The organism is Aliarcobacter skirrowii CCUG 10374 (genome assembly GCF_003544835.1).
GTDB classification, from domain to species: domain Bacteria; phylum Campylobacterota; class Campylobacteria; order Campylobacterales; family Arcobacteraceae; genus Aliarcobacter; species Aliarcobacter skirrowii.
Genome location: NZ_CP032099.1, coordinates 1,943,656 through 1,969,846, shown reverse-complemented (window position 1 = coordinate 1,969,846; position 26,191 = coordinate 1,943,656). Strand labels below are relative to the sequence as shown.

General features: G+C 27.5%; 27 protein-coding genes. 14 read left to right on the top strand and 13 right to left on the bottom strand.

Annotated elements, in window-relative coordinates; genetic code table 11:
- Positions 1-196: 196 nt before the first annotated feature.
- Entirely contained in the window at positions 197-667 is a 471-nt protein-coding gene (gene ruvC, locus ASKIR_RS10210; protein WP_066160586.1) for a crossover junction endodeoxyribonuclease RuvC, read from the top strand.
- Between the two features lie 6 nt (positions 668-673).
- Positions 674-1,258, top strand: coding sequence for a phosphoribosylglycinamide formyltransferase (gene purN, locus ASKIR_RS10205; RefSeq protein WP_066352171.1), 585 nt, complete (start codon positions 674-676; stop codon positions 1,256-1,258).
- Positions 1,259-1,272: 14 nt separating this feature from the next.
- Here purN and ASKIR_RS10200 read toward each other — a convergent pair whose 3' ends face one another.
- From ASKIR_RS10200 to yedE, 13 genes are all read right to left on the bottom strand, one after another.
- On the bottom strand, positions 1,273-1,734 hold the full coding sequence (locus tag ASKIR_RS10200; protein WP_066352174.1) for a hypothetical protein: 462 nt from the start codon (positions 1,732-1,734) through the stop codon (positions 1,273-1,275).
- A 54-nt stretch (positions 1,735-1,788) separates the two neighbouring features.
- Positions 1,789-2,406: a trimeric intracellular cation channel family protein gene (locus tag ASKIR_RS10195; protein ID WP_066352177.1), complete on the bottom strand. Its 618-nt coding sequence runs from the start codon at positions 2,404-2,406 to the stop codon at positions 1,789-1,791.
- The gene (locus tag ASKIR_RS10190) at positions 2,403-3,224 is read right to left on the bottom strand and encodes an FAD-dependent thymidylate synthase (protein ID WP_066160575.1); all 822 of its coding nucleotides are present in this window, start codon (positions 3,222-3,224) and stop codon (positions 2,403-2,405) included. Before ASKIR_RS10190 ends, ASKIR_RS10195 begins: the two co-directional genes overlap by 4 nt.
- Positions 3,225-3,304: 80 nt before the next feature.
- Positions 3,305-5,203, bottom strand: coding sequence for an LTA synthase family protein (locus ASKIR_RS10185; protein ID WP_066352178.1), 1,899 nt, complete (start codon positions 5,201-5,203; stop codon positions 3,305-3,307).
- 51 nt (positions 5,204-5,254) lie between these two features.
- Complete coding sequence (locus ASKIR_RS10180; protein ID WP_066352183.1) at positions 5,255-6,448, bottom strand: ArsS family sensor histidine kinase; 1,194 nt, start codon at positions 6,446-6,448, stop codon at positions 5,255-5,257.
- 1 nt (position 6,449) lies between these two features.
- Positions 6,450-7,115 carry a response regulator transcription factor gene (locus ASKIR_RS10175; RefSeq protein ID WP_066352189.1) on the bottom strand — a complete coding sequence of 222 codons (666 nt, stop codon included), beginning with the start codon at positions 7,113-7,115 and terminating at the stop codon, positions 6,450-6,452.
- Entirely contained in the window at positions 7,108-7,497 is a 390-nt protein-coding gene (locus tag ASKIR_RS10170) for a hypothetical protein (RefSeq protein ID WP_066352192.1), read from the bottom strand. Before ASKIR_RS10170 ends, ASKIR_RS10175 begins: the two co-directional genes overlap by 8 nt.
- Positions 7,463-8,590 (bottom strand): cytochrome b/b6 domain-containing protein, encoded by a 1,128-nt coding sequence (locus ASKIR_RS10165; protein WP_082946402.1) that lies wholly within the window; start codon positions 8,588-8,590, stop codon positions 7,463-7,465. The genes ASKIR_RS10170 and ASKIR_RS10165 overlap by 35 nt, the downstream gene beginning before the upstream one ends.
- Before the next feature lies 1 nt (position 8,591).
- The gene (locus ASKIR_RS10160; RefSeq protein WP_066352196.1) at positions 8,592-9,092 is read right to left on the bottom strand and encodes a diheme cytochrome c; all 501 of its coding nucleotides are present in this window, start codon (positions 9,090-9,092) and stop codon (positions 8,592-8,594) included.
- Positions 9,093-9,104: 12 nt separating this feature from the next.
- Positions 9,105-9,506, bottom strand: coding sequence for a DUF1924 domain-containing protein (locus tag ASKIR_RS10155; protein ID WP_066352198.1), 402 nt, complete (start codon positions 9,504-9,506; stop codon positions 9,105-9,107).
- Between the two features lie 105 nt (positions 9,507-9,611).
- Positions 9,612-11,219 carry a phosphoethanolamine transferase gene (locus tag ASKIR_RS10150; protein ID WP_115588054.1) on the bottom strand — a complete coding sequence of 536 codons (1,608 nt, stop codon included), beginning with the start codon at positions 11,217-11,219 and terminating at the stop codon, positions 9,612-9,614.
- Between the two features lie 106 nt (positions 11,220-11,325).
- Positions 11,326-11,565, bottom strand: a complete 240-nt coding sequence (gene yedF, locus ASKIR_RS10145) for a sulfurtransferase-like selenium metabolism protein YedF (protein WP_066352205.1) — start codon at positions 11,563-11,565, stop codon at positions 11,326-11,328.
- Between the two features lie 10 nt (positions 11,566-11,575).
- Positions 11,576-12,769, bottom strand: coding sequence for a selenium metabolism membrane protein YedE/FdhT (gene yedE / locus ASKIR_RS10140; RefSeq protein ID WP_066352206.1), 1,194 nt, complete (start codon positions 12,767-12,769; stop codon positions 11,576-11,578).
- 250 nt (positions 12,770-13,019) lie between these two features.
- On the opposite strand from yedE, the gene typA reads away from it, so the two are divergent.
- From typA to ASKIR_RS10080, 12 genes are all read left to right on the top strand, one after another.
- The gene (gene typA, locus ASKIR_RS10135; RefSeq protein WP_066352208.1) at positions 13,020-14,834 is read left to right on the top strand and encodes a translational GTPase TypA; all 1,815 of its coding nucleotides are present in this window, start codon (positions 13,020-13,022) and stop codon (positions 14,832-14,834) included.
- Positions 14,835-15,014: 180 nt separating this feature from the next.
- Positions 15,015-15,473 (top strand): RrF2 family transcriptional regulator, encoded by a 459-nt coding sequence (locus tag ASKIR_RS10130; protein WP_066160568.1) that lies wholly within the window; start codon positions 15,015-15,017, stop codon positions 15,471-15,473.
- Between the two features lie 155 nt (positions 15,474-15,628).
- Entirely contained in the window at positions 15,629-16,042 is a 414-nt protein-coding gene (locus tag ASKIR_RS10125) for an Hsp20/alpha crystallin family protein (RefSeq protein WP_066352211.1), read from the top strand.
- 282 nt (positions 16,043-16,324) lie between these two features.
- Positions 16,325-17,413: a sulfate ABC transporter substrate-binding protein gene (locus ASKIR_RS10120; protein ID WP_115588055.1), complete on the top strand. Its 1,089-nt coding sequence runs from the start codon at positions 16,325-16,327 to the stop codon at positions 17,411-17,413.
- A 61-nt stretch (positions 17,414-17,474) separates the two neighbouring features.
- On the top strand, positions 17,475-18,602 hold the full coding sequence (gene moeB, locus ASKIR_RS10115) for a molybdopterin-synthase adenylyltransferase MoeB (protein ID WP_066352214.1): 1,128 nt from the start codon (positions 17,475-17,477) through the stop codon (positions 18,600-18,602).
- 8 nt (positions 18,603-18,610) lie between these two features.
- Positions 18,611-19,822, top strand: a complete 1,212-nt coding sequence (locus ASKIR_RS10110) for an EAL domain-containing protein (RefSeq protein WP_066352216.1) — start codon at positions 18,611-18,613, stop codon at positions 19,820-19,822.
- Positions 19,823-19,976: 154 nt separating this feature from the next.
- Positions 19,977-22,238, top strand: coding sequence for a methyl-accepting chemotaxis protein (locus tag ASKIR_RS10105; RefSeq protein ID WP_066352219.1), 2,262 nt, complete (start codon positions 19,977-19,979; stop codon positions 22,236-22,238).
- Between the two features lie 166 nt (positions 22,239-22,404).
- On the top strand, positions 22,405-23,259 hold the full coding sequence (cysT, locus tag ASKIR_RS10100) for a sulfate ABC transporter permease subunit CysT (RefSeq protein ID WP_066352221.1): 855 nt from the start codon (positions 22,405-22,407) through the stop codon (positions 23,257-23,259).
- Entirely contained in the window at positions 23,256-24,116 is an 861-nt protein-coding gene (gene cysW, locus ASKIR_RS10095; RefSeq protein ID WP_066352227.1) for a sulfate ABC transporter permease subunit CysW, read from the top strand. The genes cysT and cysW overlap by 4 nt, the downstream gene beginning before the upstream one ends.
- 15 nt (positions 24,117-24,131) lie before the next feature.
- Positions 24,132-25,178, top strand: a complete 1,047-nt coding sequence (locus ASKIR_RS10090) for a sulfate/molybdate ABC transporter ATP-binding protein (protein ID WP_066352230.1) — start codon at positions 24,132-24,134, stop codon at positions 25,176-25,178.
- 67 nt (positions 25,179-25,245) lie between these two features.
- A complete protein-coding gene (locus tag ASKIR_RS10085; RefSeq protein ID WP_066352231.1) occupies positions 25,246-25,686 on the top strand; it encodes a hemerythrin family protein in 441 nt (146 codons plus the stop codon).
- Positions 25,687-25,752: 66 nt separating this feature from the next.
- Positions 25,753-26,187: a copper chaperone PCu(A)C gene (locus ASKIR_RS10080; RefSeq protein WP_066352232.1), complete on the top strand. Its 435-nt coding sequence runs from the start codon at positions 25,753-25,755 to the stop codon at positions 26,185-26,187.
- Positions 26,188-26,191: the final 4 nt, after the last annotated feature.

Below are 26,191 nucleotides of genomic sequence, written 5' to 3'. Positions count from 1 at the left end.
TTACGCCTAATTTATTGATTTAATTAAACACTTATTATATCTTATTTTTTTATAAATAAGCTTTATTATCGATTATAATATAGAATTTATAGAATATTTTGTGAATAAAGATGTGAATAGTTTTTTAAATCTTTCAATTTTTTACGATATAATCACTTTTTTTAATGTGAATAGATTATTGTGAAAAGAGTGAATATTGAAAATTTTAGGAATAGATCCAGGTACTAAAAATTGTGGATATGCAGTTATTGAAAAAATTGGAAGAGATTTAAAATTAATAGAAGCAGGACTTATTAAAATAAAAACTACAGTTTTGCAAGAGCAAATTGTAGAGATGACAGAAGGGATTGATTTGATATTTAAAAATCATAAAATTGATGAAGTATCTATTGAAGATATGTTTTATGCTTTTAATCCAAAAACTGTTATTAAACTTGCTCAATTTAGAGGTGCAATTAGTCTAAAAATACTTCAAAATTTTGGAAATTTTTCTGAATATACACCTCTTCAAGTAAAACAAGCAGTTACGGGAAATGGAAAAGCTACAAAAGAGCAAGTATCTTTTATGGTTAAGCGACTTTTAGGAATAAAAAAAGAGATAAAACCTCTTGATATAACAGATGCAATTGCAATTGCATTAACACACTCTCAAAGAATAAAAGGATAGAAATTTATGAAAAAAATAGGAATTTTGGCATCTTATAATGGAAGTGGTTTTGAGACAATTCAAAAAGCGATTGAAGATAAAATTTTAGATGCGAAAGTTGTTGTAATAATTACAAATAATAGTAGTGCAGGAGTTTTAGAAAAGGCAAAAAAGTATGAAATTGATAGTTTTATTATAAATTCAAAACTTTTTCCAAATGAGAATTTGGATTTAAAAATAACTAATATTTTAAAAGATTATGGGTGTGATTATATATTTTTATCAGGTTTCATGAAAAAAATTGAAGATAATATGCTTAAAACATTTGAAAACAAAATTATAAATACTCATCCAGCAATTTTACCATCAATTTATGGAGGAGCTGGAATGTATGGACATTTTGTTCATGAAGCTGTTGTAAAAAATGGTGAGAAAAAATCAGGTGTTACAATTCATTATGTAAATGAGAATTATGATGAGGGTGAAAAAATTTTAATAAAAGAGCTTTTATTAGATGAAAATGAAACGGCGCAAACTTTGGAAAATAGAATAAAAGAGCTAGAAAAAATTGCTATTGTAGAAGCATTTAAGAGGGTTTTAGAGGAGAGATAAAACTCCTCTAATATTTATTTTATAATATTTGCTAACTCTTCTTTTGTAGAGATTTTATCTATTTTTACAACTTTTCCATTTTCTAAACTATAAACTATAATTTTTCCATCCTCTTTTACAAAGTTTTCTTTATTTGAATCATCTAATAGTAGAATTGAAAATGGGTATTTTTTCATTTTTGGTAAAGCTATAAATTTAGAGATTAAACTTGGCATTCCTGAAATATCAGCAACATAAACAGCACCATTTTTCTCTAAAACATTCTCTTTCTCACTTAGAGGTAAAAGATAGTCTCTTAACATATCACTTGTACCTTTATCACTTGCAAAAAGAATAGTTTTTACATCTGAATTTAAAGTGTGAACTTTATCAAATTGATCTTTGATTTTTATATCAACAATTGAGCTATCAATATTTAGTGAAGCCGCATTTAATCCTAAAGCTAAAAGTGTAGCTAGAACTATTTTTTTAAACATATTTTTTCCTTTAAAAATTTTTCGAGATTCTAGCTTTAAAAAGTAAATGGAAAATTAATTTTCTTTTGATAAAGTTGGTAAATGCCACTTTTTATAGTATGCAAGAACTCTTAAAGCAACTCCAAATATAAATACAATAATTAAAGAGAATATATTTCTAAGTTCAAATGCATCTAAAATATAAACAACACTTCCAATAATGAGTGCAACTGTTGCATAAAACTCAGATACTAAAATAAAAGGCATTCTATTTATTAAAACATCTCTAATAGTTCCACCACCAACTGCTGTTATAAATGCAAGCATTACAGCACTTAAGAAGTTAAAACCACTCTCAATAGCAATTATTGCACCTGTTATTGCAAATGATGAAAGTCCGATTGCATCAGAGATTACAAATGCCCATTTTCCTTCAAGATTTGTAATTTTGTGAAGTTTAAAAAGCATTGCTATTAAAACTGTTGCAATTACTAAACTAAGAGGAAGGTTTGAAGTAAAAACATAAGGAGTTCTATCTGCTAAAACATCTCTTGTCATTCCACCACCAAAGGCAGTTAAAAAAGCAGATATAAAAACTCCTAAAATATCAAGTTTACAGTGAACTGCTATTAAAAAACCACTAAGAGCAAAAGAGATAATACCTATAATATCAGCAATCTCTAAAGCGCTCATTTGATAAGCTCTTGCATAGCAATAGCAGTTTGTCTAATCTCCCATTGAGCAGTCTCATCAAGTCTTAGCTTAAAGTAGTTATCAAGCTGCTTTGGCATAAATGCACCCCAAATTTGAGTATAAGCCATTTGAGGAATTACACGTCTAGCTTCTTGAGGTTTAACTCCAGCATCTAATAGTTCAAAATATAACTCTTCACTCTGCTTTACAAGAGCTTTAACTTTTGGATTATGTTTTAGTTTTTCACTAATATAAAACTCAAAAGGCACTCTTTTTGCACTTACATATCTTCTTGAAAGCTCTTGCCAACTTACTCTGTGTCTTACCATTTGACTTCTTGTAGGCAAATCAACTTTATATAGAAATACTTTGAAGTAATCTTTTATAATTTTACACTCTTCTTGAGTATTAAAAATAGTTCTAATATCAAAACTAAACTCCTCTTGCAGGTTTTCATAATCGTAAACAAGTGCTCTATAGTTTGTAAGAAGATATTTATCATCAAGTTGTTCCCCAAATTTTTTAGAGTTTGAATACTCCAATTTTAATATCTCTTGGTGTTTTGGATTTTCATAATCAAGTAGCACTGGAACAAACTCAAAACTAGAACTTGGTAACCCCATACTCTCTGCCATAAGTCTATTGTACAGACTCTCATTTCCAAGTGCTTTTGGGTTTTGGTAACAAATACTTGCAACTTGAGTTATAGCTTGAATTCTATTTTTTTCATTTAAATTAGCAGTGCTAAAATCCCAATTCTCTACAAAAGCGATATCATCATCAAAAATATTCTCTTTTTTGTTTATTAAATTTATCATCTCATCCCTTTTGTAAAAAATTGAAGGCAATTATACTAAAAAATATCTTATGCTTAAAGAAGTGATTAAAAATCACCTCTTTATCTATAACTTCTATTTTTGTACATATCATCTAAAATGTAAATCAAAGCTAAGGCTTCTTGCTCTAAAGTTAAATCCTCTTCCACTTCTATTAATTTTTTATTTTCATATAAATATGTTTTAATATCCATATTAGGAATTAAAATAGCAACTTTATTACCTTTTCTATATGCATAAGTCTCATCAAAAAGCATTAAGTTTATCTCTTTTTTATTATCTTTAAAAATAGAGTTTCCAAGTATTGGGTAAGATAAATCAACTCCTATTAAATCCAAAGCAGTAGCTAAAACATCAGCTTGTGAACTTAATTTGCTGTAAACTAAAGATTTAATATCTTGACTAACAATTACCGCTGGAATTTGAAACATATCTATTGGAACTACTTGATCTCCATAAACTCTAACATTATGATCAGATGCAACAATAAAAACTGTATTTTTAAAATAACTCTCTTTTTTTGCTAAATTAAAAAATCTTCCTATTGTAAAATCAGCATATTTTATAGCATTTTCAACGCTTTGTTTTGGTACATTTTTTTCAAATTCGATTTTTCCATCAGGAAGCTCAAAAGGCGTATGGTTTGATGAGCTAAAAATAACACTTACAAAGTTCTCATTTGCCTTTGAGTGATTTACAAATGTTTCATTTGCTTTTATTACTAAATCTTCATCGCTAACTCCCCAAGTACTAGCAAAAATTGGATTTTCATAATCTTTTTCTTCAATTACTATATCAAAACCATTTCCTAAATACCAACTTCTCATATTATCAAATCTAGCCTCTCCACCATATATAAAACTAGATTTATATCCATAAGGTTTTAGTAAATTTGCAACTGTAAAATAGTCACTTTGAGTTTTATTTCTTTTTATTACCTCATTTCCATGAATTGGTAAAGTTCCACTTGTAAGTGCTGCAAGTCCTCTTACACTTCTTGTTCCGTTTGAGTATAAATTTGTAAAACTAATATACTCATTTGCTAATTTATCAAGATTTGGAGTTAGAGTATTATTTCCTATAAAACCTGTAAATTGCGCACCCATGCTCTCTTCAATTATAATTACAAGATTTTTCTTTTTTTCACTTTTTATATGAGATTTTACCTCTCTATAAAATGGTCTTTTATCATCTTTATACTCTATTCCTAAAGCAGAAGATGCGATTTTGTATGCCTCTTTTATATCCATTTTCCCATATTTTGATACATTTCCTTCACTTCTTTTATAAGAGTAGTAAGCGTAAGCTATTGAATGGATAGAGTTTTTTGTTACTTCATTTAATACTCTATTTGTACTATATAAAGCATCAGAGATATTTACAGGTCTGTGACCATAAGATGAACGAATTCCTAAAAATAGAATTAATAGAATTGGCAAAAGAATTAAAACTCTTGATAAATAATTTTGTTCAACAACAGATTCAAAATTTAAGAATTTATATTTTGTAAATATTTTAATAGTTATTAAAATTAAAACAGATGCTAAAAATAAATCTAATTTATAATCTTTAAACATTAAAGAGCTAACCTCTTTTGGATACTCCAAATACTCTAAAAATAGGTAGTTTGGTTTTAAATCATATTGTAGAAAAAATGGAAAGGAAGCACACTCAATAAAAATAGCAAAAACTAAAAAAGCTAAGATATAGATATTTAAAAGTTTTGAAATAAATTTTGAGAATAATTTAGGAGATAGAGTCAAAATTATTGTTGGAATAACTAATATAACAGATATAACAATAGTATCCATACGAATACCATAAATAAATGTGAAAAGTGCTTCAAAAAAAGGTATTTCAGCAAATCTTTCATAAAAAATTATAAAAAATAGTAACCTTCCAATAAAAAAAACAGCTGCAAAAATAAGATAAACTTTTAAAAGTTCTCTAACAAGTTTCATAAAAATATTCCTTTAATTTTAATATAAGATTTTTGATTTGATATAAATAGTTCATTTGAAAATAATTTTAAAAATATTAAAGTTGTTTTCATATTTATAGATAAGTTTAAAATTGTGTTTATCAATAATCTTTTTGACAATACTTAAACCTAAGCCAAAACCATCTCTTTGAATAAGCTCTTGAGTAAAAGGTTTTAAGTAGTATTCAAACTCTTTTGATAGTTTTTCACCACTATTTGAAATAGATATCTCATTTTTATCTACTTTTATAATAATTGGAAAAGAGATAGCATATTTTAAAGCGTTATCAATAAGATTTTTAAGTGCAATAGATAGATAGTCTAAATCAGCTTCTATTTTAAAATCTTCATAAATATCTATTTTGATTTTCGATTCATCTTCTAAATATAATTTCCCCAAAGATTCTAAGACTAAAGTTTCTGCACTAAATATTTTTATATCTAAGTTTGTAATATTTAGTTTTTCAAGCTCTATTAGTTCATTTGTGAGTTTTTCTAAATCATTAAAAATCTTTTTAAGTAGCTCTTTTTGAGAAAAATCATCAATTTTTTCTATTGCAAATTTTCCTTTTGCTATTGGGGTTCTTAGCTCATGTCCAATATCACGAAGTAGAGCTTCTCTTGTTTTTATAGAGTTTTCAAGTGAACTTGCCATAGAGTTAAAATTAGATGCTAAAGTTCCTATCTCATCATCTGTTTTTATATCTATTCTTGTTGATAAATTACCATTTGCAAAAGATTTTATATCTTTTGTTATTGTTTTTAGAGGACTTAAAAGTTTGATTATAAATAAAAACATTAATAAAAGTGCGAAAACATCTATAAATACTAAGATATTTAAAATAGTTTTATCGCTTAAACTCTCTTCATCTAAAGCTTTGAAAATATGTATTTCATCCAAATATTTTATTTTTAGAATATAGATATTTGATGATTTATATTTTAGTATTGAAATATTTCCAAATGTTGAATCTAAAGAGTAAATAACTTCTAAGTTATTTTCATCTAAATTTTTTACTATTTGTAAACTGTTCTTTTCTACCAAAGAATTTACATAGCTTTTATTCTCTATATTTCTAAAAATATCATCAATTATCTTTAAATACTTCTCTTTAGCAAAATTATCTATTTTCTTTGAGTTTATATTATCAATCCATACTCCAATTATGCTCATAAGAATAAAACTTAAAATAAAAAGGATAGTTAATTTTTTAAAAATCGACATATTAACCTACAAACTTATAACCAATTCCCCAAATAGATTTTATATATTTAGGGTTTTTTGAATCATCACCAATTTTTGCTCTAATATTTGAAATATGCATATCAATAGTTCTATTTCTTGTATCCAAATCCAAAGAAGTAGAATTTAAAATCTGCTCTCTTGAGGATATTTTGTTTTGATTTTCAACTAAATATATAAAAATTTCAAACTCTATTTTTGTGAAGTCAATTGCATAATTATCAATTAAAATAGTTCTGCTATCTTTATCTATTGTAAAATCACCAACTTTAAAAGATTTAGTTGAATTTCTTTTTAAAATAGACTCTATTCTTAAAACCAACTCTCTTGGTTCATAGGGTTTTGCCAAATAATCATCAGCTCCAAGCTCAAATCCATGTATTTTGTTTCCTATATCACCTCTTGCAGTTGAGATAATTATAGGTATATTTTTAATCTCTTTTAGCTTATTAAACAGATCAAATCCATCCATAAATGGAAGCATTAAATCTAAAATTATAATAGAGTAGTCATTGTTTATTTTAAAATCTTCTAAAACATCTTTTGGATTATCAAAAGCAGTAACAATAAATCCATAATCTTTTAGATAATCAACTATCAAAGATTGCATTTGTAAATCATCTTCAACCAACAAAACCTTTTTATTCAATTATCCACTCCTTGAAATGATCTGCAAATTCATCTCTTTGCTCTTCATTTAAAATCTCTAATATCTTTTTTATTCTTTTAGCTTCTAAAATTGTAGCCTTTTTTTTAATTTCCATACTTTTTTGAATATATAAATTCTCATCAAAATTTGACTCTTCTATTAAATCTTCAATATCATCTTCAATATCATCTTTAAATTCATAAAAATCTTTATACTCATCTTTTAGATCTAAAAGAATATTTTTTATAGCTTTTACTTGCTTCTCATCTAAATTTAAATAATCTAAATTTTTATAAGAGTGCTTATATTTTTTGTAATCATCATCACCATTTAAAAACAAAAATATACTAAATAAAATCAGAAATATCTTTAATATTTTCATATTCAATCAACCCTTTTTCAATATCACTATGGCAAGCTTTACAGTTTGCAACACTTTTTACCTTTTCATTTTTAAAGACCTCTTTTGGAATTTTTTTGTGTTTTCTTTCCCAATAAGATGTTTTTGTTAAAGCAATTATATCTTTATCGCCTATTGAATTTAGAAAATTCCAACTAGCTTTATTAGTTGAAGTTTCTGCACTATTGTTTACTAAAAAAGTTAAAATATTTTTATTTACATCTTCATCTAAACTTGCATCATCACCAAAATGATTTTCTAAATCACTCATTATTAAAACCCAAGATTTTTTAGGTAAAAGATTTGGAGGATAAAGGGTGTGACAACTTCCACACTCATTTACAAAAGCTAAATTTTGTGTTTTATAATCAATTGGTTCAAATTTTGAAGCAACTAAAGCATTATTTGGTTTATAAAGATTAAAAATCAAAAAAGCTAAAAAAGCTATAAACATAACAATTGCAAATATTTTTTGAAAAATTGATAGTTTTATACTCTCATCTTCATCAGTCATTTTATATCCAGTTGCTATAGAGTTTAGAGTTTCGTACTTTTTATGAAACACTCTATCAAAGGCAATTCCAACTAAGTGCATAACAATTAAAAAGATAAGAAAATTTGCAAAGAATTCATGAATCTCTTTAAAAAGTTTCATTTTTTTAAAAAAAGAGTCATTTAAAAAAGATGCTACTCCTTTTCCATCTTGTATTCCATAAGCTAATACACCTGTAACAATTACAATAAAAGTAACAATTAACATAGCTATCATTACATAAGATGCTAATGGATTGTGACCTATGTATTTTTGCTCATTTTTAAAAGAACCACTAAAAATATTTTTTAAAAACTCTTTAGTTTCATTTTTATTTGCTGGAAAATCTTTAAATAAAGAGTATTTTGGACCAAAATATCCCCAATAAATTCTAAAAAATAATAAAATTAGAATAGAGTAACCAGCAATTGCATGAAATCTTAAAAATTCATCATCATCTGTTAAAAAAGCAATTAGAATAAACAAAGCAAACAAGAGATGAAAAACTCTTGTTGGTAGTGACCATATATATGATTTTTTCATATTAATCTTCCCATTTTCCATAATTTGGAATATTTACATCATCGTCACTAAATATACCTTTTTTTGCATTTTGATGACAAGCTGTACAATTAAACATACCTTTAACCTCTTTTTGAGTTATTAAATGCTCTTTTATATCTTCATGCTTTCTTTTCATATAAGGCATTTTTGAAATAGAGTCAGGAATAGATCCATTTAAATTCTCAACTATTTTTCTACTTCTTTTATAATTCATACTTTTTTCAGCACTATTTTCATTTAAATAGCTAACTAATGTTTGAAAAGTCTCTTTATCTACAGTTGCATCATCTCCAAAGTGGTTATCTAAATTTGACATCATTTTATTCCAAGAACTACTTGATAATAATCCAGCTGGATATGCAAAGTGGCAACTACCACACTCTTTTTCATAAATTGTATTGTCAACTGGTTTAATAGTTACATCCATTTTTCCAGCAAATAAACAGCAAGTAGCCAAACTTAAAAGAGCTATTTTTTTCATTTTCTCTCCTTATTATTTATTTATGATGTAAGTTATTACATCACCTTTTTCAAGTGCTGTTCCTTCACGATTATAAACATCATTGAAGTTTCTTTTTAACCATTTCTCAATCTCTTTTTTATCTGTAAATCTTTTTGGATTTGCTTTTGGAGATAGAGCATCTATTTGTTTACCTGTAAAATAGTTTTGATTTTCTTCATGTAAATTTGTACCATGACAAGATTCACAAGAGATTAACTCACCTTTCTTCCCAATATGTTTTGATAAAAATATCTCTTCACCTCTTTTAAAATCAAAATCTCTAAAAGATGAATCTGTTTTTAAAACCTCTTGTTTTAAAGAGTTTAAAAAATCATCAACTGTAGCACTAAAACTTAAAGTCGAAATTAATACTAAAAATAGAAAATTTTTCATAATTTGCTCCTAAATATTTTTTTATATTTAGAATTGTAGATAAATAGTTTCAATATATTATGTTTTTTTACTTGACAATTTCTTTACAAATTTAAATTTGTTTGATTATTCAGCTTTTCTTACATCACTTAAAATATCCATCTCTTTTTTATATACCTCGCTTTTTATTTCAAAAAGTCCTAAAAGTGTATGAAATAGATTATCGTGAGAAAACTTTTCATCTTTATATGATTTTAATTTTGTTTTATCATATTCATGTTCCATAGCACCATCTCCTAACCAAATAAAAGATGCTACATTTATCTGCTCTTTTGGAGCAAAGGCATAAGGCATTCCATGAAGATAGATACCATTCTCACCCAAACTCTCTCCATGATCTGATATATAAACCAAAGCTGTTTCATGGCTTTCGTTATATTTTTTTAGAAAATTAATTGATTTTGATAAAAAATAGTCTGTATATAAAATTGCATTATCGTAAGCATTATTTATCTCATCTTCAGAGCAGTTTTCTAATTGATTTGTTTTACAAACAGGAGTGAATTTTTCAAAATCTTTTGGATATCTTTTATAATAGGCAGGTCCATGATTTCCCATTTGATGAAGAATAATTAATATATCTTTGTTTTTGTTTTTTTCAATATAATTTTCAAGTCCAACAAGCATTCCCTCATCTCTACACTCTTCATCGCAAATAGGGTTTGTTTTAGAAGTTTTAAAATCTTCATAATCAACTCTAAGTGCAACTCCTTTTGAATCAGAGTTATTATCTCTCCATAAAATAGCTATATCTTGTGTATTTTTAAGTACATCTAATACATTGTAAGTTGATATACCTTTTTTATAACTATAACTGCTTTTTTCATATATTGAGAACATACAAGGAACAGATAAAGCTGTTGAAGTTCCACATGAAATCATATTTGGAAAATTTATAATATCTTCTTGCTTTAATAGTGGATTTGTCTCTTTATGGTAACCATTTATTGAGAATCTATCGGCTCTTGCTGTCTCTCCTACAACTAATATAATTAGCTCTTTTGGTTCATTTTTTGGTTCAACTACTTTAGAATCTTGACCTATTTGTTTTATTGTTAAAATAGCTGTATCAAAAGTTTTGTGAATATAGTTTCCTACACTATATAGCCAATAAATAGGATTTACATTGTATCTTAAAACTTTATGTTCTCTAAAAAATGATGTATAAAACTTACTAAAAGAAAAAAGTATTGTAATAATTATTAAAAGAGCTAAAATTATAGTTTTTATTTTTGATAATACCTCTTGCTTTATAGGTTTATAAACTATTTGAAGTTTTGAAATATAAAATATTGGGATAATAGCAAGAAATAAAATATATAAAAATAGTTTAAAGCTAAGTAAATCTTTTGACTCTTTTAAATCAGTTTGCATACTATTTCTAAGCATTTCAGAGTCAATTACAACACCGTAAGTATCCATAAAATAAGCTGTAAATGCTGAAATTGCAAAAAGAGTTATCAAAATTGCTTTTGTTGTATATTTTGAGCTAAAAAGAGTTATTAAAAGAGTTATCAAAGATATCAATAAAATTGTAGTTGATAGAAAATAGAGACTGTTTAAACCACTAAAACCGTAAGTGGCAAAAAGTTCTTTAAAACATTTGAAGTTATAAAATATTGTAAAGAATATTGAGCTAAATATTATAAGTTTTGTTTGAGAAATTGTCTTCATGTCGTTCCTAATTTACGAATGAAGAAATATTATGAGAGTAAAATTAATATAGCATTAATAATTTGTCAAGAAAGTGTCAAGATTTAAAAGTAGCAAAATGCTACTTTTATTTTTGAAGAATATATCTAATAGTTGGTCCATCGCTATCTATTAATAAAACTTTATATCCATGATTTTTTGCATCAACTGGAATATTGTTTATACTTTGTGGACAATCACTAATTATCTCTAAAATCTCACCATCATTTAACTCTTTCATTGCCTCAAGAGTGTTTATTGCTGGATATGGACAAGGCTCACCTTGCATATCTATTCTATAATCTGGAACTATCTCTTTATTTTCCATAAATCTATCCTTATCTATTTCTTGATTTTCTTAAATATTTTTTCTCTAAAACTAAAATTACTATAAAAAACAAAAATAGTAATCCATAGTTCGCTACAAGTCCACCATATTGTCCAAAACTTTCAAGTAGATTTATTTTTGGCCAAGAAGTTGCTAAAGGTTCAGATATATCATCCCAAACAAATGCAAGTAAAGTTGCACCAATAATATTTCCAACTCCAACAATCCAAAAATGAACTTGTCCTTCAACAGCTCTATACATCCAACCACACTCACAACCACCTGCAATTACAATTCCAAATCCAAAAAGTAATCCACCAATAACAACATTTGGTCCTGTCCAGAAAATCTTTGGAGCAGCACCCATATTTAAATATGTAAATACACCCAAAGTTGCAACAGCCATACCAATAATAATTGCAATTGCCAACTCACTTCTTCCTGTTGTAAAAATATCTCTAAATGCAGATGTAAAACAGATTTGTGCCTTTGCAATAATAAGTCCAAAAGCAGCACCAAAAAGCATTGCCATTCCAAGTTTAGAGCTATTTGCAACAAAAATTAAATATAAAGCCCAAAGCATAATTGCTATAAATGCAAATGTTCCAAGAGTAAAGAAATTTTTAACTTTCTCTTCATTGTGCTCAAGTGGTTTTGCACAAGATACTTTTTGCATCTTTATTTTTGATTGAAAAAAAGGGCTAAGAGCAACTTTTACACCAAAATATACACCAACCATCATAAATGCTGTAAATACCCAAGCGTGAAAACTAAATTGAGGAATTCCTGTAAAAAAACTAGCCAAATTACAACCCATTCCAAGTCTTGCTCCAAATCCCGCAATTATTCCACCAATTAGTGCTTGATAAATTCTAATATTGTTTAGAGGTAATCTAAACTTTACATTGTTTCCCCAAAAAGCAGCTGCTATACATCCAGCAAACATACCAATAATCATAACACCATCAACTCTTGTAAAGATATTTCCTTCAATACTCATAAGCTTATAATAGCCCCAAGTTGAAACATCAACTCCAAATAGTTGTAAAAAGTGACCACCCCATCTAGTAAATTCACCTGTAACAGCCCAGTAAGTTCCTGTTATTCCAAAATAGTAAGCACTCAAAACTCCAAGTGCAATAACTGCTGGAATTGGTGACCAAAATCTTGAAAGGGTTTTTCTAAAATTTAGTAAAAACTCCATAAAAGTCCTTTGACAATGAAAAATATTTTTGATTGACATTCTTGAGTAAGTAAAAAAAGAGTTTCAAGTTGTCTGTTTGCACCGCAAACCTATAATTTGCGAATATTAACAAAATAAGATTAATTTAATATAAAAAAGTAAAAAATATTTTACTATTATTTATCTTTTATTTAACCATATTTTAAGCTATAATAAGCTTTTAAGTTTTTTTTGGATAAAATCCGCACGAAATTTTATATAAAGAAGAAAAATGAGAGACATTAGAAATATAGCAGTTATTGCTCACGTTGACCACGGGAAAACAACAACAGTTGATGAGTTGTTAAAACAAAGTGGTACATTTTCAGCGCATCAAAGTGTAGATGAAAGAGTTATGGATAGTAATGCAATTGAAAAGGAAAGAGGTATTACAATTCTTTCAAAAAACACAGCAATTGATTATGAGGGTGTAAGAATTAACATTATAGATACTCCAGGACACGCCGATTTTGGTGGAGAAGTTGAGAGGGTTTTAAAAATGGTTGATTCTGTTTTACTTCTTGTTGATGCACAAGAGGGTGTTATGCCACAAACAAAGTTTGTTGTTAAAAAAGCATTATCTTTAGGACATAGACCAATCGTTGTTGTAAACAAAATTGATAAACCAGCAGCTGAACCTGATAGAGTTGTTGATGAGGTGTTTGACCTATTTGCACAGATGGATGCAACAGAGGAGCAATTAGATTTCCCTGTAATTTATGCAGCTGCTAGAAGTGGATTTGCAAGATATAATCCAACAGATGATAATATGGATTTTAAACCACTATATGAAACTATTTTAAAAGAGGTTCCAAAACCAAAAGGAAGCGATGAAAATGGTCTTCAACTTCAAGTATTTACTCTTGATTATGATAACTTTATTGGAAAAATAGGAATCGCTAGAATTTTTAATGGAACTATCTCTCAAGGTGAAACTGTACTTTTAGTTAAAGCTGATGGTGAAAAAATCAAAGGAAGAGTAACTAAACTTATTGGATTTAAAGGTTTAGATAGAATAGATATCAAAACAGCAGGTGCTGGTGATATTGTTGCTGTTGCTGGATTTGAAACTATTGATGTTGGAGATTCGCTTTGTGATCCAACAAATCCAATGCCACTTGATCCTATGCATATTGAGCAACCAACTTTAAGCGTAACATTCTCTGTAAATGACTCTCCTCTTGCTGGAACTGAAGGTAAATATATAACTTCGAATAAAATAGATGAGAGATTAAAAGCTGAGATGAATACTAATATTGCTATGAGTTATGAGCAAATTGGTGAGGGTAAATTTAAGGTAAACGGAAGAGGTGAACTTCAAATTACTATTTTGGCTGAAAATATGAGAAGAGAAGGTTTTGAGTTCTGTATTGGAAGACCAGAAGTTATTATAAAAGAAGAGAATGGTATCAAAATGGAGCCATTTGAACATTTAGTAATTGATACTCCAGATGAATTTAGTGGAGCAATTATTGAAAAACTTGGGAAAAGAAAAGCTGTAATGACAAATATGGTTCCAATGGGTATTGGATTTACAAGATTAGAGTTTGAAATTCCTGCACGTGGATTAATTGGTATTAGAACAGAGTTTTTAACAGAAACTAGAGGAGAGGGTGTTATGAATCACTCATTCTTAGAGTTTAGACCACATAGTGGAACAGTTGAGAGCAGAAAATATGGAGCGCTTGTATCTATGGAAAATGGAGAGGCTCTTGCATACTCAATCTTTAATTTACAAGATAGAGGTGTTATGTTTATAAAACCTCAAGATAAAGTTTATATTGGAATGGTTGTTGGACAACATGCTAAAGATAATGATTTAGATGTTAATCCTATTAAAGGAAAACAACAATCAAATGTAAGGTCAAGTGGTGCTGATGAAGCTATTAGATTAGTCCCACCAAAAACTATGTCTTTAGAAAATGCTTTAGAGTGGATTGAAGAGGACGAAGCTGTTGAAGTTACTCCTATTTCTATTAGAATTAGAAAAAGAGAGCTTGATCCAACAGTTAGAAAACGAACAGCAAAAAAAGAAAAGAATTCTTAATTCTTTTCTTTTAAGCGAAACTTTTGCTTTAGCAAAATGTTGAGAAAAAAGAGAAAAACTCATAATAAAATAAATTTAATTTATTTAAATAGAGGGGAGAGAGGATTTACCTCTTTCCCTTTTTTTGTATTGACACAAAAATAAAAATCAAATATAATTTATCTATTAGGTAGGTGATAAATGAAAGTATCAAAAAAAACAGATTATGCGCTAAGAGCGCTTTTTGCGATAGCAGAGGCAGATAATTTAATCTCAATTAGAGAGTTATCAGAATATACAGATGTTCCAAGAAGATTTTTAGAAAATATTATGCTTGAGATGAATAAAGCTGGATGGGTAAAGAGTATTCCAGGGCGTTATGGTGGATATGTTTTAGCTAAAAACTCAAGTGAAATAACGCTTGGTGAAATTATTCGTCATTTTGAAGGGATGATTTCTATGATCTCTTGCGTTTCTGTATCAAATTATGAACCTTGTAGTCAAGAAGGAAAATGTTATTTTAGAAGAGTATTTTTAAATATAAGAAATCTCACAGCACAAATTTTGGATAGAACAACAATTTCTTCATGCCTTGGTCAAACTCCTGTTACAAAAGATGATATTTTAAAGGAAGAGTTTGTCGGAGGATTGGGAATATAGCAAACTAACCATAAAAGTGCTAATGTTAAATTTAAAAGAAAATACTCTTTAAAAATTATTTAGCACTCACTCTTGACAAGTGCTAAAAAATTTGCTAAAATTTTATCAGTTTGATACGAAATATATCAAGCTTATAAAAAATAAAGGAGATTAAGATGTTTTTAACAAAATTTGACCCATTTAAACAATTAAGAGATTTAGAGAAAGATTTTTATACCGTATCAAAAAATGAAGGAGTAAACGCCTTTGTTCCTGTTGTAAATACAAGAGAGGGTGAGTTTGCATATCATGTAGATGTTGATCTGCCTGGAGTTAAAAAAGAGGATATAAAAGTTGATATAAACAAAAATATTCTTACAATTAGTGGTGAAAGAAAAACTAAAGATGAGATAAAACAAGAAGATTATTACAAAGTTGAGACATATTTTGGAAAATTTTCAAGAAGTTTTACACTGCCAGAAAATGCTGATGTTGAAAATATTGAAGCAAAAAGCGACAATGGTGTTTTAGAGGTTGTGATTCCAAAATTAAAAGATGATATTACTAAAAAATCTATTGAAATAAAATAAATATATGCTAAAAGCTTTAGCTTTTAGCATTCTTTATTCCCTAAAAATAGGCTTTCTCAAAAATATTTTAAAAAAAATAAAAAATATCTTGACATTTTTTTATTTTGAATATATAATTTCACCAATTTAGTAGGTGATAGATAAAACCTACAATCTAATTCAAGGAATAAAAAATGATGTGCGACATGTATAAAAAGTATATAAAGATTAAGTAAAGGTGGGATTTTTTTAAATCTTTAAATTTCACACATTTAGTGTGTTTTATTTTTATAAGGGAATAAAATGATAAAAATAACAAAAAATATTAAAAGTATAGTTTTAGCAGCAATATTAGTTTCAACAACAGGTTTTGCAAAAGAGTTCGAATATGATAAAGATGCTGAAAAAGCAAAAAAAAGAGTTGAGATATTAAATGTATCTTATGATCCAACAAGAGAGTTTTATGAAGAGTACAATAAAGAGTTTGCTACTTATTGGAATAATAAAACAGGTCAAGAGGTAGTTGTTAAACAATCTCATGGAGGTTCTGGTAAACAAGCAAGAGCTGTAATTGACGGATTAAAAGCAGATGTTGTTACATTAGCACTTGCTTATGATATAGATGCAATTAGTCAAAAAGCATATTTAATACCAAATGATTGGCAAAAAAGATTAGAAAATAACTCATCTCCATACACTTCAACTATTGTTTTTTTAGTTAGAAAAGGAAATCCAAAAGGTATAAAAGATTGGGATGATTTAGTAAAAGATGGTGTTGATGTAATTACTCCAAATCCTAAAACTTCAGGAGGAGCAAGATGGAACTATCTTGCAGCTTATGCTTATGGACTTAAAAAAGAGTTAGGAAATTTAGAATATATAGATTTTGAATCACAAAAATATAAAGATGCTGATGAAAAGGCAAAAGATTTTGTAAAAAGATTATTTAAAAATGTACCCGTTTTAGATTCAGGAGCAAGAGGTTCAACAAATACATTTGTTCAAAGAAAAATAGGAGATGTATTATTAGCTTGGGAAAATGAGGCATTTTTAGCAATAAACGAACTTGGACGAGATGAGTTTGAGATAGTTGTACCAACAATATCAATATTAGCCCAACCACCTGTTACGGTTATAGATGCAAATGCTAAAAGAAGATTAAACTATACAGTTTCAACAGAGTATTTACAATATTTATATTCACAAAAAGCTCAGGAGTTGGCTGCTAAAAATTATTATAGACCAAGTAAGCCTGAATTGGTAAATAAAGAGTATCTAAAAATATTTCCAAAATTAGAGCTTATTAAAATAGATGATGTTTTTAAAAGTTGGGCAAATGCGCAAAAACTTCATTTTGATGATGGCGGAACATTTGATTTAATATATAGATAATAAAAGATAATCTAATATCTCTTGTGATATTCTTACAACTGAATTTTAAGAAGGATTTAGTGTGACAAAAGAGCAAAAACTATCAGAACAAGAGATAAGTAGATATAGCAGACATTTAATCCTTCCACAAGTTGGACTTGAAGGTCAATTAAAACTTAAAAATTCAAAGGTTTTAGCAGTTGGAACTGGAGCTTTAGGAAGTCCAATTTTACTATATTTAGCAGCAGCTGGTGTAGGAACAATTGGGCTTGTTGATTTTGATGTAGTTGAAGAGTCTAATTTGCATAGACAAATTATTCACACAACAAATGATATAAAAAAGAGTAAAGTACAATCTGCTAAAGAGAAATTAGAGGCATTAAATCCAAACTCAAAAATAGTTACTTTTAATGAGAGACTAACTAGCAGTAATGCTTTAAATATTATAAAAGATTTTGATATTGTAATAGATGGAACAGATAATTTTCCAACAAGATATTTAATAAACGATGCTTGTGTAATGTTAAAAAAACCTTTTGTTTATGGTTCTATTTTTAGATTTGAAGGGCAGGTTAGTGTTTTTAATTATGATGGTGGAGCTTGTTATAGATGTCTATTTCCAAATCCACCAAAAGCTGGATTAGTTCCTAGTTGTTCAGAAGCTGGAGTTTTAGGAGTTTTACCTGGAATTATTGGAACAATTCAAACAAATGAGCTTATAAAAATAATTCTAAAAATTGGCGAACCTTTAAAAAATAGACTTTTAAGTTTTGACTCTTTAAAGATGCAGTTTCGTGATATGAAATTTAATAAAAATGAAAATTGTCCAATTTGTAGTAAAAATGCAACAATTAAAGAGTTAATTGATTATGAAGAGTTTTGTGGATTAAAAGAGAAAACAGATATAAAAGTAGATGAGATAACTCTTGAAGAGTTTAAAAGTTTATTAGCAAAAAAAGATAGTATTCAAATAGTTGATGTGAGACCTAAAATTGATTTTGATTTAAATAACATAAAAGATTCTATAAATATACCTTTTGAAAGCTTGGAAGATGATATTAATCAAATAGACTCTTTAAAAAAAGTTATAGTAGTTTGTAAAATAGGAATGTTGAGTAAAGAGGCTATTTTAAAGCTTAAAAACATTGGTTTTAAAGCAGAACTTTATAGTTTGAAAGGTGGAGTTACATCTTGGTTAAATGATTTATAGGATTAAATATGCAAAGTACAAATAGTAATTTATTGCCAAATAGAAAAGAGTTTTTGAGCGATCTTGAAAAAAATATTTTTGATAAACTAGTTATTTTTGATATAAGTGGTTTTGGAAATATAAATCATTTCTATGGTTATGATTTTGGAGAAAAAATATTAAAAATTATATCTTTAAGACTTCAAGATAGATTTGAAAATAGTCAAATTTACTATTTGGGTGCAGATATTTTTGTTGTTGCAACAAATAGTGATATTTTAAAAGAGAAATTTATTCAAACAATAAAAGCAACAATTTGGTACTTTGGATACTCTGCAATTGAAATTGATGGAAATAAAGTATATATTCCATTAAGAGCTGGAGTTGCTATAAATTATTCAAAGCTTTTGTTTTGTGCTGAATTTGCACTAAAACAAACAAGAGTTTTAAAGCAAAATATAGTGATTTACGATAATGAAGAAGATGATGTATTAAACCTAAGTCAAGACTCTATAAAAGATGATTTATATTGGAAAAGTGAAATTATTGAAGCAATAAAAAGAGATAAATTTGAGATTTTTGCACAATCAATAAGTAATCAATTTGAGAAAAAATATGAGATATTAGTTCGAATGAAAGACTCAAAAGGAGAGATAATTTCTCCTTATTTTTTTATAGATAGATCTAAAAAAATAAATCTTTATACAGAGATTACTAAAAAAGTTATTCAAAAATCTTTTGAATTTTTTCAAAATAAAAATGTTGGATTTAGTATAAATTTATCAATTATTGATATTTTGGAAAAAGATATTGTTGATTTTATTATTCAAAAAATTTGTGAATTTGATATTGGTGATTTTTTGACTATTGAAATTACCGAGAGTGAAGGAATTGATAATATTGAAGAGGTCGTATCTTTTATAAAAATTGTAAAAAGTCTTGGTGTAAAAATTGCAATTGATGATTTTGGAACAGGTTACTCAAATTTTTCATATTTGGTTAAATTTCAAGCTGATTATGTAAAACTTGATGGTTCTATTATAAAAGATATTAACAGATCTCTTAGTGCAAGAGCTGTTGTCGAATCAATTGTATTTTTTGCAAAAAAGGTTGGTATGAAAACTGTTGCGGAGTTTGTATCTTCAAAAGATATTTACGATACTTGCAAAGAGTTGGAAATTGATTATTTTCAAGGATATCTGTTTGATGCTCCGAAAAATATTAAAGAGTTAAAATTATAATAAACTTAATAATTTATTTTATATAAATAATTATGTAAAATAGTAACAAATTATAATATTTATAGATATTTATTATAAAAAATATTTATATCTATCTTCCAATTAATTTTTTTTTGTTACTATAGTCCTTCAAATTATAATTTAGTGGGGTATTATGAATTCAGTAATAAAGAAAGTCTCATTTTTTCAAGCTTTAGCTGTAACAATAATTTTAGTATTTGCTGTGATAACTATTAGTATTGTTGTAAAAAACTTTATAACAAAAGATGTTAAAACTACATTTCAAGATAGAGTTTTAGATATAAAAGCTACTTTTGAAGTTCTGAATGAATCAATAAAAGAGTCTGCACTTTCAGTTTCAAATGTTCTTTCTTCTCAATTAAACAATGTTGAAATTGACTATTCAAATAAAATAGATGTAAATGGTATTAAAACATCACCTTTAACTTCAAATGGAGTTATTTTAAATAATAACAACTCTATTATAGATAAGTTTACTCAAACAACAGGAGCTGTTGCTACAATATTTGTAAAGCAAGATGATGGTTTTTTTAGGATTGCAACATCTTTGTATAAAGAAGATGGTTCAAGAGCAATTGGAACATTTTTAGCAAAAGATAGCCAAGCTTTTTCAAAAATATCAAATAAAGAGAGATATTTAGGAATTGCTGAGCTTTTTGGAAAAAAATATATGACAGTTTATGAGCCAGTTATTAAAGATAATGAGGTAATTGGAATTTTATTTGTAGCATATAATTTTGACAAGTTATATAAAATTTTAGAATCTAAACTAGAGAGAATTAAGTTTGGAGATAAAGGTTATTTATATGCAATTGACTCTAAAACAGAAACTTTAACAATTCATCCAACTTTAAAAAATAAAAAGTTAAATGAACTTGATAAAAATGTAGAAGAGGCTTTAAGAGAGATGTTGGTTAAGAAGCAAGGTGTAATAGCTTATGAATTTAATGATGGTAAAGAGGTAATAGATAAATTATCTGCTTTTACAACTTTTGAAGAGTGGAATATGGTTATTGTAACTAGCTCTGATATTGATGATCTACTTGCATTGAATTACACATTAAGACAATATTCGATATTTGGTGGAATAGCACTATTATTTACTTTACTTGCAATAAGTTATATTATTATCAAAAAAACAGTAAATGAACCACTTTTAATAATAAATAAAGATTTAGATGAATTTTTCGCTTATTTAAATAGGGAAAAAGAAAGTATTGATTTTGTACATGTAAATACAAAAGATGAGTTTGGAAGAATGTCAAAAATTTTAAGTGATAATATTGAAAAAACTAGGTTAGGAATTGAAGAAGATAGAAGATTGATAAGTGAAACAATTTCTGTTTTAGGTGAGTTTGAACATGGAGATTTATGTCAAAGAATAAATATAGAAGTATCAAATCCAGCACTATTGCAATTAAAAAATGTTTTAAATCAAATGGCAAATAATTTAGAGAATAATATTGAAAATGTACTTGATATTTTGGAGCAATATTCAAAATATAACTATTTGAGTAAAATTCCAACAAAAGATTTAAAAGAACATTTATTAAAACTTGCAAATGGTGTTAATACTTTGGGTGAGTCTATTACAACGATGTTAATAGAGAATAAGAAAAATGGATTAACTCTTGGTGATAGTTCAAATGTTTTACTTGAAAATGTAAATAAATTGAATAGTTCTTCAAATAGCGCAGCAGCTTCTTTAGAAGAGACAGCAGCTGCTATTGAAGAGATTACATCAACTGTTAGAAGTAATAGTGAAAATATTACAAAAATGGCACTATTATCAAATGATGTTACAAAATCAGTAGTTGTTGGTGAAAAATATGCAAATCAAACAACAGTTGCAATGGATGAGATAAATACTCAAGTAAGTTTAGTAAATGAAGCTATAAGTGTAATTGATCAAATTGCATTCCAAACAAATATTCTTTCACTAAATGCTGCTGTTGAAGCTGCAACTGCAGGTGAGGCTGGAAAAGGGTTTGCAGTTGTAGCTCAAGAGGTGAGAAATCTAGCAAGTAGAAGTGCTGAAGCGGCACGTGAGATTAAAGATATTGTTGAACTTGCTACAAAAAAAGCAAATGAAGGTAAAGAGATTGCAAATAGTATGATTGAAGGATATAAAGAGTTAAATTCAAATATTTCTCACACTATGAATTTGATTACAGATATTCAAAACTCTTCAAAAGAACAACTATTGGGAATTGAACAAATTAATGATGTTGTAAATAATCTTGATAGACAAACTCAACAAAATGCACAAATTGCATCACAAACAAATGAGATTGCAAAGCTAACAGATAGTATTGCAAAAGTAATTGTAGATGATACAAATAGTAAAGAGTTTTATGGAAAAGATAGTGTAAAAAGTAGAGATATAGGGATTTAATTAAAAAAAAAGTAAAAAGGATAAACAAGCTTTTTCCTTTTTCTTGACAAATAAAAAAGAAATAGTTATAATTCACCAATTTTATAGATGATTAATTTAATCATCTATTTTTTTGTCTAATTTTAACATTCACTAATCTAGTGTATGTTATATAAAAAGGGTTTATATGAGATTAAATTTTGGAATATTAAAAAGACCAAATTCACCAATTCCTGGTTTTGGTTTGACTATGGGATATACGGTATTTTATTTAAGTATTATTGTATTAATTCCACTAATTGCACTTTTTACTGAAGCTTTTAGTATGGGATTTGATGCTTTTATAAGTGCGACAACAGATTCAAGAGTAGTTGCTAGTTATAAACTAACTTTTGTAACTTCACTAATAGCTGCTCTTATTAATACAATTTTTGGAGTTATTGTTGCTTGGTGTTTGGTTCGATATGAGTTTTTTGGAAAAAGAGTTTTTGATGCAATTGTTGATTTACCTTTTGCTCTTCCAACAGCAGTTTCAGGTATTGCACTTACAACACTATATTCAAGTTCTGGTTGGTTTGGACAATACTTAGAACCACTTGGAATTAAAATAGTATTTACACCAATTGGAATTACAATTGCTTTAATATTTATTGGGCTTCCTTTTGTTGTAAGAACAGTTCAACCAGCACTTGAGGAGATTCAAATTGAGCAAGAAGAAGCAAGTGCAAGTTTGGGAGCAAGTAGATGGCAAACTTTTTATAAAGTGATACTTCCTACTATTTTTCCAGCAGTTTTAACAGGATTTGCACTTTCATTTGCAAGAGCTTTGGGTGAGTATGGTTCAGTTGTTTTTATAGCTGGAAATATGCCATTTAAAACAGAGATTAGCACACTTTTGATTATTACAAAGCTTGAACAGTACGATTTTGCAGGAGCAACAGCAATTGCAGTTGTGATGCTTTTAATCTCTTTTGTAATGTTACTTTTAATTAATATTTTACAAAGATGGAGTTCAAGAAGAAAAGGAATGGAGGCAATATGAAAACTATAAGTAATTCACAAAGTTCACAAACAGAGTCAAGATTAGTAAAATATTCATTAATTTTTATAGCAGTAGCTTTTTTGCTTATTATGCTTGTAGTTCCTTTGATTACAATATTTGCAGAAGCATTTAGAAAAGGTTATGAAGCATATTTTTTAAGTTTTAATGATGAGTATGTATTAAGTGCAATAAAACTTACATTTATAACTGCAGCCATTGCAGTACCACTAAATGTTATTTTTGGTATTTGTGCATCTTGGGCAATAGCAAAATACTCTTTTTTTGGTAAAAGTTTTTTAATAACTTTAATTGATTTACCTTTTGCTGTAAGTCCTGTTATTTCTGGATTTGTATATATTTTACTTTTTGGAGCACAAGGTTGGTTTGGACACTATTTAATAGAAAACGATATTCAAATAATTTTTGCAGTTCCTGGAATTGTACTTGCAACTATATTTGTAACATTTCCATTTGTGGCGCGTGAGCTAATTCCTTTAATGCAAGAGATGGGAAATGATGAAGAACAAGCTGCACTTCTTTTGGGTGCAAGTGGTTTTCAAACATTTTTAAAAGTTACTTTACCAAATATAAAATGGGGATTACTTTATGGAGTAATTTTATGTAATGCAAGAGCAATGGGTGAATTTGGAGCTGTTTCTGTTGTTTCAGGGCATATTCAAGGTGTTACAAACACAATGCCACTACAAGTTGAGATTTTATACAACGAATACAACTTTGTTGCAGCTTTTGCAGTTTCAACACTTTTGGCGATATTAGCACTTTTAACTCTTGTTTTAAAATACATTTTAGAGTGGAAAGTACAAAGAAAAATTAAAAAATTAGATAATGAAGAATAAAGCAGGAAATAAAAAATGAAAATAGAAGTAAAAAATTTAACAAAATATTTTGGAAATTTCAAAGCATTGGAAAATATCAATTTAGATATTGTTGAAGGTGAATTATTAGCACTTTTAGGACCTTCAGGAAGTGGAAAAACAACACTTTTAAGAATGATTGCAGGACTTGAAACGGTTGATAGCATAGATAAAGGTGAAATATTATTTAACAATATTGATGTTGCTAAAAAAGATATTAAAGATAGAGATATTGGATTTGTATTCCAACATTATGCACTGTTTAGGCATATGACTGTATTTGAAAATATAGCTTTTGGACTTAGAGTAAAACCTAAAAAACAAAGACTTAGCAACAAAGAGATAGAAGAGAAAGTTACGAAACTTTTAAAACTAATCCAACTTGATGGCTTTGCTTCAAGATTTCCTTGGCAACTTTCAGGTGGTCAGAGACAAAGAGTCGCTTTGGCAAGAGCTTTGGCAGTTGAGCCAAAAGTATTATTACTTGATGAACCTTTTGGTGCGCTTGATGCAAAGGTGCGAACTGATTTAAGAAGATGGTTAAAAGAGCTTCAAGAGGAGCTTGGAATTACAACTATTTTGGTAACTCATGACCAAGAAGAAGCGCTTGAAGTTGCAAATAGAATTGTTGTAATAAACAAAGGGAAAATTGAGCAAATAGGAACTCCTGAAGAAGTATTTCATAATCCTAAAAATGAGTTTGTAATAAACTTTTTAGGAAATGTAAATCTATTTCACGCAAGAGAGATAGAAGATGGTGCTAATATAGAAGATACAACAGATAATAAGTATCTTATTCGTCCTCATGAATTGGAAATTGTAGATATAAATGATAGTGAAGCAATAATTCATGCAAAAATAAAATATATTCAACTTGCTGGTTCTTTTGTAAAAGTTGAACTTACATATTTAAATGATGAAAAAAGAGTTGTTTTAGTTGAGATGCCACACTATGAATTTAGTAATAAAAAGATTCAAAAAGGTGATATTTTAGGAATTAGAACTAGAAAATTAAGAAGTTTTGAAAATGGAGCTGGGATTTAATTGATGTTTATCAACACCTCTTTTTTATTTATTATGTAAAATTAGATTTTAATTTTAAGGAGAGAATATGCTAATAGATAAAAATAGTCTGCCTTTGGTTGATGAAGATTTTATGAATAATACACATTTTGAAGATGTAGATTTGATAAATAAAATCTATGAAGATGTTTTAGTGTATGAAAAAAACAACTCAAATGATAATTTACAGAATCTAAAAAAATCGTATTTATCTTGGATAAACCATACAGTTAATCACTTTAAAACAGAAGAGGATGAGATGCAAAAAAGAGGTTTTTTTGCTTACCCTTTTCACAAAGGTGAACATGATAAAAATATAAAAGAGATAAAAGAGGTTTGGGAAGATTTCTATCAAAACAAAGATATAAAAAGTTTAAAAAACTATATTGAATATGATTTAGTAAATTGGCTTATAAATCATATAAAATCAATGGACACTGTAACAGCAAGATTTTTTAAAACAGGAATGAGTCCATGTTCAATGATGTAATTTTTTACAAAATTAACATTAAATTAACACTTCTTTAATACTATTCAAAGAAAAAAAGGTGTTAATATGAAAAAAATTCTACTTCTAATCTCACTAGCAACAACATTTCTAACGGCTTCAACTATTGAAGTAAAAGATGCTTATGCAAGAGCTACTCCACCAAATATGAAAAATAGTGCCGCTTTTATGGTTTTGGAAAATAGATCAAACAAAGATGTGGCAATTGTAAAAGCTACTTCAAATGTAGCAAATGTTGTTGAACTTCATACTCATGATATGAAAAATGGTGTTATGACTATGTATGAGATTCCTCAAATTGATATAAAAGCAAAAAGTACAACTGTTTTAAAACCAGGTGGTTTACACATTATGTTAATAGGACTTCATAACTCTTTAAATGTTGGAGATAAAGTTGAGATTGAATTAGAGTTTAACAATGGTTCAAAACAAAAAGTTGTTACAGATGTTAAATCTGTAATGAGTGGAATGAAACACCACTAATATT